Origin of the sequence: Alteromonas sp. LOR, assembly GCF_000753865.1 — a bacterium.
Lineage (GTDB): Bacteria > Pseudomonadota > Gammaproteobacteria > Enterobacterales > Alteromonadaceae > Alteromonas.
Genome location: NZ_JQFW01000002.1, coordinates 130,291 through 144,038 on the forward strand (window position 1 = coordinate 130,291; position 13,748 = coordinate 144,038).

Sequence of the window (13,748 nt, forward strand, 5' to 3'; positions counted from 1 at the left end):
TCAGAGGGGCTAGGTCAAAAAGTATCAAAAAGATGTTCAGTAAATAGCTCAGGGGAGTGAACCGAGTTATCTTCCGCTCGTTATTTTGACGAGTTACAGCCTACAACGTACTATAGCAGCGGGAATTAAAAATTTTGCTAACGGACGTAATAATGGCGAAGCTTCGCAACATCACTGTAGTATCTCAACGGGTACCTTACCCGCCTAATAAAGGCGAAAAGCTTCGTACTTATCATCAGATTGAGTTTTTAACTCAGCTCGGCTATTGCGTAGAGGTTCTTTGTTTAGGTGAAAACGACCAAGATAGTGCCGATGCGAGAGAACTTGGTAAGAAGTTAGATATTTCGGTGACAGTATTCCCTCTTCCTCACAAAGTTAAGCGCTATAGTTGGGCACTGCTGCATCGGCAAGCCATTAGCGTTGGCGCGTTTTATAGCAGTGCGCTTCAAAAAGAAGTGAATGCCCGTTTAATAAATGGCTGCGACGCACTACTACTTAGCGCTTCAAGTCTTGGATACTATGTGTTTAACGCTTCTAATTATGGCGATAGAACGTGTGCGCTTTTTATGGATATGATGGATGTAGACTCTGATAAATGGAGACAATATGCTGAGTCAAGTTCATTCCCTATGAGCGCGATATATCGTAGAGAGAGTAAGCGAATAAATAGGCTTGAATCTAGAGCAAATAGAGACTTTGAAGACACATTCCTTATTGCGAAAGAAGAAACCCGATTATTTGAAAAAACAGTGAGTGGGTTCAAACCGGTTAAAGTACTAGGAAACGGGTTAGATTTTTCTGCATTTTTTCCCGCCTCAACGCCCGCGGACGACACAAATTTTCTCTTCACTGGCGTTATGGATTACAAACCAAACGTAGACGCCGTTATGTGGTTTGTAGAGTATTGCTGGCCAACAATAAAGCAACGATTGCCTGGCGCCACCTTTACAGTAGGTGGCATGAACCCGACAAAAGAGATACAGCAACTATCAGAGCGAGACAAAGCGATTGAAGTTACTGGATTTGTAGAAGATATGCTGCCTTTCTTTCATAAAGCGACTGCCTTTGTTGCTCCGTTTCGACTTGCGAGGGGCGTTCAGAACAAAGTGCTACAGGCTGCCGCATGCAAATTACCCGTGATAACCACTAGCATGGGGGCCGAGGGAATTAGCTATGCGAGTGAGAATACTATGTATATTGCAAATGAAGAAAGCAGCTTTATAGACGCCTGTGTAGATTGCGTAAAAAAAACTGACACAGCGCAACAGCTAGCGGATAACGCATATAATGCGTTACACAGCACATATTCTTGGAATCAGCAGTTACAGCCGCTTAAACAGGCATTGGAAAGAATATGAAGCAACTTATCAAGCATATTGTTTTTTGGGTTTTAGCGCTTCTTATTAGCCCTGTTACAATCTCTTATAAACTATTGTCGTTGCTTGTAAATAAAGATGCTCTGATAGCGAGTTATAGTCAAGCCCTGTCGCTGCTACCTGGCAAGTTGGGTAGTTATTTACGCAGCGGCTTCTATCGGTTTGCTTTTAAAAAATGCTCTCCTGATGCGGTTATTTCTTTTGGTACTTTGTTTTCACAACAAGATACATGCCTTGAAAAGGGCGTGTATATAGGCCCTCAATGCAACATCGGTAAGTGCCGCATCGGCAAAAACACGCTGCTGGGTAGTGGTGTCCATATTATGAGTGGAAAAGGGCAGCACAACTTTTCAGATCCTTCAAAGCCAATAAAGGACCAAGGCGGTACATTTACCAAAGTTGAAATAGGTGAAAACTGCTGGTTGGGCAATGGCGCGCTAGTAATGGCTAATGTTGGGACTGGGAGTATTGTGGCAGCTGGCTCTGTAGTGGTTGATGATGTACCTGAGGGCGTTATTGTTGGGGGGAATCCGGCGAAGGTTTTGAGAAGTGTTTAATTAACTTGCTTCTCAACGAGTGAATCGACGCAAGTAAACGGCCAACCCGAGAAATGTTCCACAGTCGTAAGTCTGTAAACGTATATTTTGAATCGCTTAATGTACTCTTATATCTTGCTCCTCCGCCCAGAAAGTCATAATCTGAAAAGCCTTTACTTCCGTAATGTGCCATACATGCAATGTGAATGAGGTATCCGGGCTTTATGTGTTTGTCGCTTACATTTTCATTAATACCGCTACAATAGAATTTTATACTGTTATCGCATTTTAGAAAATAACAAAGGCCTAGCAAATGTTCTCCTGCTTCTACCTTCACTATATCAGTCAAAGAGGGAGCCAACTCTATAAGTTTTTTATGGTGTGATAAAAAGTTTTCGTTACTGAAACCACTGCCATATGTTGAAGAGTCCCATTTTTCTTTATGCAAGAGGCCGAGTTCGTTTAAAAAGTCCAATTTTTTTGCCTGCGTTGCTACCGTTACTGATACGTCTCCCCAAGATGACTTAGCCTTTTTAAAGGCGCGTCGCATTTGTGATCTGCTGTTTCGAGATAGCGACGCTATAACATCACTCACAGAAGAACATTCGGTGAGTGTTTTTTTATATCCAATATGTTTTCCATTTTGTAGCCATTTTATCAATGGCGGCGATTTGCTTTTCCAGTGCTCAACATTTTCTGCCATGGAAACGTTTAGCGTTACGACCAAAGGCTGTCTAATAAACTGTTCTATAAGCAATGCAGTGCATTTTTCTCTTTGAGACACGTTGCAGTAGATGTGGTTATATTCAATCCATACCTGATCCTCATTGATTCCCCCGGTTTGATTGCAATGCCACTCTCTAAGTTGAGGAAGGTAAGGACGAAGTAAAGTTTCTCCGACAACTACTATGCCGATTATATAGTTGCAATCATAAAAAATCATACACAGAGGGATAGTGTCTACACTGTCCAGCCAAGACGTAAGCCATTCTTTTGAAAGGAATATGTTGGGCGGGGAGTAGCTTTCCCAAAATTCTGCAGTGTCATTAAAAAGCTGCTCAGAATTTTGGTAATAGCGCAATTTTGTCGTTGACATTTCTATACTCTATGAAGTTATTACTAATTCCTTCCAGCTTATTCAAACGCTTATGCGATTGCATACTGGCAGATATTTGCACAATGCAGAGGGCGCGTCTAGCTAGATTTCAAAATGGTGCATGCCAGACTTACATTTACGTGGAGTAGTGGTCGAAGTATTGTACATCAACAATAATAGTGATTAACCATGATTACATGTTTCGTGTATTCTATCTACTTAGGAACTTTCAACTTTGGCTTTTCCTACACAGAAAAGATGCTGATAGATTTACGCTCAGCGAAATATTTATTAATTATAAATTAAGTAATCGTATGAAGGACGCGTTATGCAGTTGAAAACAATAATACCAATATTTTTCGTTAGTTTTTTTCTTGTCGCATGTGAACAGAATACTGCAGAACAGTACATTCAAGCGGCAGATACACTTTCACAAAAGTCGCAACTCAATTCCGCAGTGCTAGAACTCAAGGCGGCTGCGCAAGAATATCCGAATAATGCGCAGATACGACTTAGGCTTGCAGAAATAAGATATGAACAAGGATACTTTGCCGATGCGATACGAGCGGCGGAAGCCGCAATTGAAATTAATGGCGAATTGCTTACTAATCTTTCTCAACTGCTCATATCATCGTACTATCAGTTGGGAGAGTTCGATCAAACGCTAGCATTGATCGACAAAGCTGACATAAAAGCTGGTGAAATTACCGTATTAAAGTATCTGTCATTAATGGAAGTAGGCGATATATTAGATGCGCAAACTTTCAGGCTTAGTGTATTAGAAAATGAATCTTTCAGTACCGACGTTCGACTACTCTTTGAAGCATTTTCTGTAAAAAATAGAAATGATCTGGAAAATGTAATATCAATGGTAGCTGAAGTTAGCGATTCGTTTCCAGAGAAGTGGATGCTGCTTGGTAAATTGTATTTCTTAGAGGAAGATTATAAAAAGGCGGCAGAACAGTTCTCCCGCTACTCAAAGATGTATTCAGGTAATTTTAGAGCTGCAATGTACCTTGTAAGTAGTCTTGTTAGAGCTCAGGATTTCACTACTGCTAGAGAGTCACTCCAAGGAAGCGCGGAACGTTTTGGTGAACATCCCTTGATTGACCAGCAATACGCAGAGTTGGCTATCGCTAATAAAAACTATGAAAACGCAAAGACCTACAGTGAAAAGGCAATCGCAAAGGGCTTTACTAGCCCAAGGCTAAATATTATAAAAGCGCTCTCATCCTATCAACTCGGACTTCATGAAACTGCTTTCGAGGCACTTTCGTCGGTAGATGAACTTGTCAAAAGTGACAGGTCGTTATTGGAGTTAGACCTATTGTTGCGTGCTAAATTGGGCTATCCAATAAAGTTTGAAGACGATAAATTGCCTTCTCCTTCTGAAGAGTTTACCTCGCATCTCACTTATAGTCTTTTAAAAAAGGGAGACTATGAGAGCGCAAAAAATGTATTGAATCTAAAAACCGACGTTTCTGAAAATGATAACGACTTAGACTTAATGATTCGACGTGCATTTCTAGAGATAGGTGCTGGAAATCTGAAAAAAGGAAATGCTATATTAAGCAATGTGCTATCAATTGAACCAAATTCAATTGAGGCATTTTTGTTGCTATCACAACAAAGCTTCATAGCCAAGGATTATCCAGCAGCAGCTGAGCTTGCAGTCAAAGGATTAGAGTTAGAACCTGATTATGTCCCTCTTCTTTCTACTATAATTAAATCGCTCTCAAATCAAAATGATTATGCGGCAGCGCGGAACTATGTTGAAAAGCTCGCCAAAATCGAACCAGCAAATGAGACTCCAGTGCTTTATTACGTAGATGAAGCAATTCGCAAAAAAGAGTTTGGCAGGGCAAAAGAACTTATTCATGCCTTTTTAGAGAACAATAAGCTTTCGAATAAGCTTGCATTGACGTTATACGATATAAACAGCAAAAACGGGTCGCCTGACGACAATATAAGCCAATTCAGCACTCCTGTGACAGAAAATGAAGCGCTCGCTCAAAGGCTACATGTAAATGCTCTACTTGAAAGCGAGCAGTTTTCTTTAGCGAAAGATACGTTCAACAAATATGTACAAAGTTTTGATGAGGAGTGGCAATTTTTATTAGCATTTGAAATTGAAAACAGCCTAGGAAATGTTACCGGTACAATGAATTTACTGGATCGTTGGCTTAAGTCTTCATTGGTTTCTGATAAAGCTTATCTTTTAAAAGTTCAGTTATTAGAAAAGATGTCTCGAAGAAACGATGCGTTGGAGGTAGCTAAAGAGGGAATAAGAATTTTTCCTAATAATGAAATTTTAAGGCTTTTTGCGGCTGACCTGGCTATCTCTACGTTGAAATTCAAAGATGCTGAACAGCTAATTACAAGTGCTAGTAGTAGTGAAGTAAAACAATTATTAATCCATAGGATAGACGGCTTATTAAAACTTCGAAATGGTAAGCTAGATGAAGGTTTTAAGAGCCTCTCTTTGTATTACAGCAATTCACGAGATCCTCGAAAACTGCAAAAGATAATACCAGCGATTGAGAAACTCATACATAGAAGTGTGGCAGTAGATTTCATTGCTGAAGAGTTAGAAAAAGCGCCAGGAGACCCTGAGCTATTGAGATATTATGCAGACGCAATGTTTCTTACGAACCCCAGTCTAGCAATTGCTTCCTACAAATCTTTTTTAGACATTTATCCTGAAAGCGCGAGAGAGTTAAATAATTTAGCTTGGTTGCTGTCCTCGAAATACGAAGACAAGAAAGCGCTGGTATATATAAAGCAGGCTCTCAAATTGGAACCTGAGAATGCTCAGATACTTTCCACATATGGACAGATACTTTTGCATTTAGGGGAAGAAAAGGACGCTCTAGAGATATTTAAAAAACTTACCCAAAGTGAAAATCCGTTATCGATTAATTTTTATTTGAATCATGCCGAGGCCTTAATTAAAACTAACAACGCTGTTCAGGCAACGCAGGTGTTAAAATCTCTTAAGAAGGCAGAACTACCGGAAAATCTTGTCGAAAAAATTAGGCAGCTAGAGTTAAAAATAATGTAAGGAGCTACGTAATTGTCAGCTTTTTTTACTTTTAAAAAAATCAAAGACTAAAAGTGTCATTGAATCAATGACCTGCATGTTGGCACGATTATCGCTTTGTTTCAGGTGTAACCATTTCGAAGTTTTGGAGAACTTTATGAAAAAATTGTTGTTAGCAAGTGCTTTTGTAGCTAGTTTTGGAACTTTTGCGGATCCAATTTTATTACCTGATGGCTTGAGTATCCCGTCACCACAACAGGTGGTGTCTGCGGGAGACGGAAATTTGGATAATCCGCTTGGCTTCGTCCAATACTTTTCAGACGCTAGCGGTAACGTTGTAAATATCGGTAACCCTGACTTTTTTGCCGGAGATACTACTCAATCACCCGTAATAGATGTAACAGGTTTGCACCTAAACGGGTACGGACTGATCAGAACAACCCCAGGTTCGACGGGTGATTTATCTTGCAATTCTTGTTCGCTAGTCTTTGAGTTTGGTGGATTAGAAGCAATCACGGACAACAACGGTATTGTATCGTTTAACAGCGACGGCTCGTTCATGAATGTATTCGTTTCTGCGGACAAGGGCAGCTCTTTTGCATTTTCTGATTTTGGGTCGGCATCACTTAATAGTACATTTGCTGACGATTTTATCGACGAAGAAAATGATGCGCTTTGGCTTTCAGGCTCTTTTAGCGAAACATTTTTCAGCGGCAACGTCATAAATGGCAATCTTGTAGCGGGCCTCGAGCTAGGTTTTGTTAACGGCACTCTTTCTAACGGTGTGTTCGCCAATACTGCGGTAGGTGTTGCAGAGGGTAATGCGAATGGAAATGTCGTTAAAAATGCAGTTACTGATCCAGCTTTAAATGATAATCCGTTCTTTTATACAGACTTTTTTGATGTAGTTGCTTTTAGTTTAGCGGCCAGCTTTGGTACACAAGGAGGAATTAATACGGTTGCTTCTTCTAACAGTGGCGATATAAAAGCTAACGTAGTATCAACTCCAGCAACGCTTGGACTTTTCGGTCTTGCGCTTATGGGTATGGGTCTTGTACGTAGAAACAAGAAAGCCTAAACCTAAGCATTTCCAAACACATTAGAGCTGTCAACTTGGCTCTGTTTAAGCCCCATATTGTGAAAACAATATGGGGTTTTTTATTTGCTCAGATTTAAAAGTCTATTTTGCTTCAGCGAGATTCTTACCGACTATCCAGCTTAACTTCCATCTAACTTCTCACTTACTGAAGTCTTCTAACTTAGTCGGTTAGAAAATGTCAGCCTTTTTTACAAAGCAAGATAGATTTTTCTTTGATCAAAAAATAACCTAATCAAACCAAGTGTTTATATAAATGGAACGTAATATGCAACATCAATGGTGTAGTTACACATTGGTTTAGGCTATTACTAAAGGACATAATCATGTCGAGATTAAAATTTTTAAAAACAAGTATTGCTGCATTGTTATGCTGTGCTGCGTTTACATCACAAGCAGCAGTTATTACGTTTGATTTTGATGTTGCAGGTGACAATTCTGGCAAAACTAGCCAGTTTATCGACCCAACCCAGGCTGTTGATGGTAACGGTGTATTTGGGGTTAACGGCTATTTCATTGAAACGTTCGACGCAGCAACTGCAATGAATGGATTTCCGGCGGGCACATTAGATTTCAATAATTCCTCTGATAGCGATGGTTGCGCTATTAACTCAACTGGTGCGGGTGTAACCGTAGGTGGTAGCGGATCGTTTGAGGTTCGTGCTTCTGGTAAAGGTGGTGTTGCTGCTGCTCCCGCAGGCGATGAAACCTGTTTCGCTTACACACCTGCCGAGGGTGGCAACTTAGGAAGCGTTGAACTTGATTATTCGGCATTGCTGACTGCTGCCAGCGGACTTTTAGGTACATCAGTAGGAATAGATTATTTTGGTTTTTACTGGGGCTCGGTAGATACCTATAACGATTTTTCGTTTTTTAATGGTGACAACCTTATTGTAGAAATTACTGGTCAATCTCTACTCAATACATTAAACGGGAACACAGGTAACCAATTAGCTGATAGCTCAAATGTTTATGTGAACGTTGCTTTTGCACCAGGCGATTCTTTTAATAAGGTGGTGATTAACAGCACTGGTGTTGCGGGCGAAGTTGATAATATCGTCGTTGGTTTTGATACGCCTGTACCAGTATCAGGCCCCTCTACTATTGCGCTTTCTAGTTTAGCACTACTGGGCATGGCTGGATTACGCCGCCGTAAAGTAAAAAGTTAAATCTCGATGTATTGTGAAGAAAAGAAGAAAACATCCACCTAGTGTGGATGTTTTTTTAAGCTGAATTCAGTGGCTACGGCCTAGACCAGCTCTTATGTCACTAAGCATTTTTGCAAAACTAGGTGATAGGCTAGTGTTTAATAGTTTTTGATTGATGTAATAAGGCGCTCGTTTGCCGTGATAATCTACCACTGGGCCTATTTGCTGAAATTTAATGCCAACAAACCCCATGCTTCTGGCAAGCCGTGGTTCCATCATAACGTAAGCGTGTTTTATTCCCTGCTCTAAAGCCATCCCCGCTGCTGCAAAGTAAAGTCCTACGGCAATAAAGGGGAAGCATCTTAACTCAGTTTCAGAGTAAGACTGCTGATTAATTATACCCACTGCAGCGCCGTCATGGTCGTCCATTTGACGTCTTCTAAAAGCCTTAGGCACGGCCAAACGAGACACTTCACACACATCTTCCCTAGCGAAATTCGCTGGGTTAAGTTCATCGTGGGTAATAGAGTTTAAGCAGTATTTCTCGATGGGAAGTTTTTGATGTGGTTCGGTAGGTCTGACTATTCTCACTGTGCCTGCATAATTTTGCGAGCTAACATGCTGGATTAAGCAATGCATAGAGAATGCATCAAACTCGTCGAGCTCTAGTCCGTTTTCGCGTACAGGTTCAAAAGCAAGTTCTTCGCAGTATACGTTGTGCCTTATTTTGAAGACTTCATCTTTTAACGCTTCACTACTTGCAATGGTTGGAGTGAGATACGTAGAGAAGTGAGAAGATATGTAGTTAGCTTCCCTAAGCTTGCTGTAGCCAGAGATTATTTTTCCAAGTTTGTTGTTTTTGCCAACAAGCTCAGACACCTTATCTAAGACGCTCTTCTGTTTAGGGCTACTCATATCTTATGTAAATTTCCATGTTCACAACACTTCTTTCAGCTTAGCAGATCTTAGCGGCATTAATATATAATTAATAAACCATTAATTAGTCTAATGAGCCGGTTGTTTTTAAATTAAATACTTAATTATTATAGGTAAATTTTACCCTAGCCAATAACTCATACAGGGCTACTCGTGCGTTCTCAAGTGCCTTCTGTGAAGGTAATGTTATGTATGGCTTTAGGCTGCCTTTACTATGGTAGTCGACTGGAAAAAACGTTGTTGTAGCAGCTATGTCGGCAAGCTCTCTTTCGAGTCGATACATGTGCGTTGCTGACGATACTACCCAAACGTGCTTATTTTCGAGATACCTTCGTGCTGAAAGGATTTCTTCATACGTGTTTGTACCTTCTTTTGTGATAATCAGATTCTTTTTATCGATATTCATTGAAGTAAAAAAATCGTAAGCAACTTCGCTGTAGTTTATCGAACTGTCGTGTAGAAAATTTCCGCCAGTGATTATCACAGGTGCCTGTGTTTTATTTTGAAGTCTTACGGCTTCTACGTTTCTTTGCAACGAGCATTCCGCCCATCGGCTAATTTCAGGTACGTCACCTTGTGTGCTGTAGTAACAAGCTAGAACGAGAATGTAATCAGGACTATGCTTGGCGTGTTCACTTTTAGACTCAGGTTTGTATTCGATGAAATGTAGCAGTACATCACTTGCGTATGGTTGCGACCACAATAACACCCAAAATAACGCTACTCTTTTTGTTAATGTTGCGATACGTTGTTTCGATATGGCTTGAAACAATAGAGCGAGAGCCAGAAGTACCAGTGACAGCTTCAGTGGTGTTATGAGCTGCAGGGCTATAAGCTTGAGAAAATCCATATCCTTACCAGTACAAAGTTAAATGGAGTGTCCATAATGTGTAAGACTACGTTATTTATAAAAAGTATGCGACTTACATTCCTGTTGCTTGTGCTTAATTCATATCAAACGATAGCTACGGAATTTACCGATGTTGTAGAAAATGTAACACCTGCCGTTGTTGCAATAGGTCTATACACACCTATAGAAAACAGCGGAAACCAGGTATTAGGAACAGGTTTTGTAGTTGCTGATGGAAAGCACGCTGTAACTAACTATCATGTGGTGTCTAAAATTCTCGACCCTCAAATTGTTCAGCACTATGTTGTTATTACAGGAAAAGGACGGAACATCCAGGCATTTAAAGCAACAGTTCTAGAAATTGATCCGCTGCACGACCTAGCGCTTCTTGAATTTAACGGGTCTTTACCAAGTGCCACACTAGCGGTAAACACAATGCTTAAGCCCGGCACCGATGTCGCATTTACAGGCTTTCCAATTGGAGCTGCAATAGGCATTTACCCTGCAACACACAGGGGCATGATATCAGCAATAACACCTGACGCGATACCAGCACAGAATGCGAACCAGTTAACTTCGGCCATGCTCAATCGGTTAAATAAACCAGAGATGGTGTACCAGCTAGATGCTACCGCGTATCCGGGAAACTCTGGTAGTCCGGTGTATAGCGTTGAAAAGGGCGAAGTTGTGGGCGTTATCAATAAAGTATTTGTTAGTCAGGGTAAAGAGTCTGCTCTATCTGCCCCTAGCGGAATTAGCTATGCTATACCGGTGAAGCATGTTAACGCCCTTTTGAGAAAACGGAATCTATAGGGCAACACATTCAATATTAAAGCTAATTGCTTTCTATTTTATATGGGTTGTATCGGTCTGGACTAATAATACCGTTTGGATCTAAAGCGTGGGCAATCTTGCCTGCAGTCTTCCAAAACGTACTATCAGGGTCAAGCTCTTGTTGTTGTTTAATGTTCAGCCTGTAAGGTACAAAACCTTGTTTAAGGCCTTCATGATACAACGCATCAAGACAGTTGTGAGCGTCTTCTACTGCTTGCGGGTTTTCTTTATCAAATACAATGGGAATAGTGCTATCAGTAGAAATGCCGCTTAAGTTTGTAAAGGTAATCATCGGCTCAATATTGTACTTAGGTGCAATAGTTCTAACCATATCAACAAACTGTTTCATTGCACCCGCCTTTGCTGGCACAAGAGGGGCATACCACAGTAGGCCGCAGCCGTCTTCGGCCGGGTTCATTATTCGCGTTTTGTCTGGCTTGACTCGAGGGTTTCTCCAGTATGCCAGTGGTAAGGCGACTTGACTTGGCTTACCTTGCATCACTTCTATACCTGCCGATAACTTTTCTAGCTGTTCTTTTGCACTCGACAATAAGGGTAGGTTTGTATTTTCAGTTACAACTTTACCCAGGCTAACCAGCAAACTATTTGAAAAAAGGAGCTGGTCTGCTTTCTTAGCAGCGATTCTTTTTATGTCTTTCTTGGCAGCCTTTGCCACCGCCTTAGTACCGTAGATAGTGCCTACTACCGTCCATTCTGGAACATCGTACTTTTTAGCAATGCTGTTAACTTGTTCAGAGGTCATAACAGCGTGATTACCTGCGCCCTGAGGGTTATCTGCCACCATTGCGGCTACGCGGCGTTTATCCATTAAGTTTATTGAACCTACTACGCCCTCTAAATTTTGGAAAATATCTTGAACTACGCCGTAAGCGGTTTCGAAACTGTCTTCATCAAAAAAGCGCATATAAAACGAATCAAAAGCAGGTTTTTTTCTTGCTAGAGCGATTGTTACTTCGGTTACCACCATATTGCCAGACTGGGTAAAAATGCCATCGAGGTAGGGGCCATGCTTCCATTTAAAGGTTTTGTCTACGTAACACTCTTCACCATTTGAATTACTGGCATTGCTCATCGCTTGTAACGATGATTCGTAGAAGCTACTGTCCGCCAAATAGCCTTTTATGGCAGTGACAGCAGTAAAGTGGTCTGCGATAGGGGTAATGCCATAGCCTCTTTCAAGCGCATTTCCAAGTATACTTGTAGTAGGGCCGGCGCCAGTCACTGGCACCATAAAGGGGGCATTTAGTTCTTGCAGAAAGTCATACAGTTGCTGTTGGGTAACGCCTGGCTGAATAGATGCTATGCCGCTTTCAGAATCAAAAAACGTTACTTCATTCAGTAAACTCATATCAAGTAAAATCGCATTTTCATTTTTACTGCTAGGGTTCGCGCTACCATACCCCCAGTTTTTTCCAGTACTTATGGGATAAATCGATAAGTGTTCGAAGTCTCGTTGTAGTGTCGAGACCACATTTAAAATCAACGGTATTGCCTTTGTGGTAAGGGGTCTTACAATACAGATAGCATTGAGTGTAAGACACTCTGTATTAGTAAGCTCTTCGCTGGTGATGCAATTAACCTCGGCTGACCTGCCTAAGCGCTCTGCTAAAATTTGAAGTAAATTATCTAGCTTGGTTGTCGCCGTCATTATTCTCGTCCTTCGTCTGTGTTTAGACACAACAATACTATATTAGAGAGGTGTGAATTATTTGTCTTCACAACAAGTTGTTTATAACCTAGTATTACAGAAGTTAAATATTTCAGCGTCAAAAAAATTTACAGCTATATTTAAGAAGTTCGTAGCACTCTGAAAAGAAACAGTTTTTAATTTGGCGCATTTTTTGCTTTAATCAATATCATAGTTATTTAAAAGCTCGAAAAGCTGGAGTTATTCGTGGAAGATAATAGAACAAGCAGCAGACGTAAATTCATCAAGACGTCGGGCGCTATCGCAGGTATCACTGTTATCCCGTCGAAATCGGTATGGGGCGCTTGCAATGCTTCCGGTGTTTCTGGCGGTTCGCAGGCGCTAGAAAGTGTGTGCCAAGTAAGTTCACAGGATGACCCCGAGAATAAAGTCAGTTTAGGCGGTTTTCCTGCTTCTGACTTCCAAAATCTGTTCACGGCTGTCAACAGAGGGGGGTTACCAAACCTTTCTGCTCGTGGAACGGCTGGTAAGATGTTCACAAAAAGTTCTTGGTTGGACGCGTCGGTACCGCATCGCGTTAACAATTTCGATTTTCCTGTTTTTAGATATGATGGTAACGGCACTAGTACAAATCTTATTTATGCGGATGGACAAGTTCAGAACACACCAGTAAAAAATAAATTGAACAGTTTGGATGGTGCTAAGAAGAATAAAGTCAACAATGTAGATCCTCATTTGATCAAAGGTGTTTTAAATAGCAGCACCGACTGGCACATGAGTGAGTTGCTAGCCGTTCGCGGTAAACTTGAGATGCTAGCTAATGAGAAGTTAACATACGTCTCTGGCGTTGGCTCGAATGGTAAAGCTGTTCAAGCAAGTTTTAACGTTTTGGACGAGCTGAAAACGGGAAGGGGGCCAGTACTTCTTCAAATATCGGCTCTGTATTTAAACCTAATCGCAGGCTTCAGCTCAGGTGTTCCACTTGGCTATACGGTTAAGCAGTATTGCGAACATCTTGTTTCGATCATGCTGGAAAACGCAACTTCGCCAGGCTTTGCGACTGACCTCACCGTCAAAGTTTCTAGTCGATTTAGTGCTCCTAAAGCGTTAGAGGCTTCAAGCTTTCTGAGCGCGAATTGAGTGCTCGACAAAGATCAAAACTCTGAC

General features: G+C 41.1%; 11 protein-coding genes. 7 read left to right on the forward strand and 4 right to left on the reverse strand.

What is annotated here, in order from left to right; all coding sequences use genetic code 11:
• Positions 1 to 152: 152 nt before the first annotated feature.
• Both JV36_RS0101310 and JV36_RS0101315 read left to right on the forward strand, forming a co-directional pair.
• The gene (locus JV36_RS0101310) at positions 153 to 1,358 is read left to right on the forward strand and encodes a glycosyltransferase (RefSeq protein WP_032097154.1); all 1,206 of its coding nucleotides are present in this window, start codon (positions 153 to 155) and stop codon (positions 1,356 to 1,358) included.
• On the forward strand, positions 1,355 to 1,933 hold the full coding sequence (locus JV36_RS0101315) for an acyltransferase (protein WP_032097153.1): 579 nt from the start codon (positions 1,355 to 1,357) through the stop codon (positions 1,931 to 1,933). The genes JV36_RS0101310 and JV36_RS0101315 overlap by 4 nt, the downstream gene beginning before the upstream one ends.
• Here the strand turns inward: JV36_RS0101315 and JV36_RS0101320 are convergent.
• On the reverse strand, positions 1,890 to 3,008 hold the full coding sequence (locus JV36_RS0101320) for a GNAT family N-acetyltransferase (RefSeq protein ID WP_032097152.1): 1,119 nt from the start codon (positions 3,006 to 3,008) through the stop codon (positions 1,890 to 1,892). The two genes, JV36_RS0101315 and JV36_RS0101320, sit on opposite strands and share 44 nt — an antisense overlap.
• 328 nt (positions 3,009 to 3,336) lie before the next feature.
• Between JV36_RS0101320 and JV36_RS0101325 the strand changes: the two genes are divergently transcribed.
• The 3 genes from JV36_RS0101325 (at position 3,337) to JV36_RS0101335 (ending at position 8,313) form a co-directional block, all read left to right on the forward strand.
• Entirely contained in the window at positions 3,337 to 6,069 is a 2,733-nt protein-coding gene (locus JV36_RS0101325; RefSeq protein WP_032097151.1) for a tetratricopeptide repeat protein, read from the forward strand.
• A 136-nt stretch (positions 6,070 to 6,205) separates the two neighbouring features.
• The gene (locus JV36_RS0101330) at positions 6,206 to 7,126 is read left to right on the forward strand and encodes a PEP-CTERM sorting domain-containing protein (RefSeq protein ID WP_032097150.1); all 921 of its coding nucleotides are present in this window, start codon (positions 6,206 to 6,208) and stop codon (positions 7,124 to 7,126) included.
• A 344-nt stretch (positions 7,127 to 7,470) separates the two neighbouring features.
• Positions 7,471 to 8,313, forward strand: a complete 843-nt coding sequence (locus tag JV36_RS0101335; protein ID WP_032097149.1) for an Npun_F0296 family exosortase-dependent surface protein — start codon at positions 7,471 to 7,473, stop codon at positions 8,311 to 8,313.
• A 66-nt stretch (positions 8,314 to 8,379) separates the two neighbouring features.
• On the opposite strand, the gene JV36_RS0101340 is transcribed toward JV36_RS0101335, so the two are convergent.
• A complete protein-coding gene (locus JV36_RS0101340) occupies positions 8,380 to 9,207 on the reverse strand; it encodes a PEP-CTERM/exosortase system-associated acyltransferase (RefSeq protein ID WP_032097148.1) in 828 nt (275 codons plus the stop codon).
• A 121-nt stretch (positions 9,208 to 9,328) separates the two neighbouring features.
• On the reverse strand, positions 9,329 to 10,078 hold the full coding sequence (locus tag JV36_RS0101345; RefSeq protein ID WP_032097147.1) for a YdcF family protein: 750 nt from the start codon (positions 10,076 to 10,078) through the stop codon (positions 9,329 to 9,331).
• 36 nt (positions 10,079 to 10,114) lie between these two features.
• Between JV36_RS0101345 and JV36_RS0101350 the strand changes: the two genes are divergently transcribed.
• A complete protein-coding gene (locus JV36_RS0101350; protein ID WP_032097146.1) occupies positions 10,115 to 10,891 on the forward strand; it encodes a S1 family peptidase in 777 nt (258 codons plus the stop codon).
• A gap of 22 nt (positions 10,892 to 10,913) precedes the next feature.
• On the opposite strand, the gene JV36_RS0101355 is transcribed toward JV36_RS0101350, so the two are convergent.
• The gene (locus JV36_RS0101355) at positions 10,914 to 12,581 is read right to left on the reverse strand and encodes an FAD-binding oxidoreductase (RefSeq protein ID WP_032097145.1); all 1,668 of its coding nucleotides are present in this window, start codon (positions 12,579 to 12,581) and stop codon (positions 10,914 to 10,916) included.
• A 246-nt stretch (positions 12,582 to 12,827) separates the two neighbouring features.
• Between JV36_RS0101355 and JV36_RS0101360 the strand changes: the two genes are divergently transcribed.
• Positions 12,828 to 13,721, forward strand: coding sequence for a hypothetical protein (locus JV36_RS0101360; protein ID WP_032097144.1), 894 nt, complete (start codon positions 12,828 to 12,830; stop codon positions 13,719 to 13,721).
• Positions 13,722 to 13,748 lie beyond the last annotated feature (27 nt).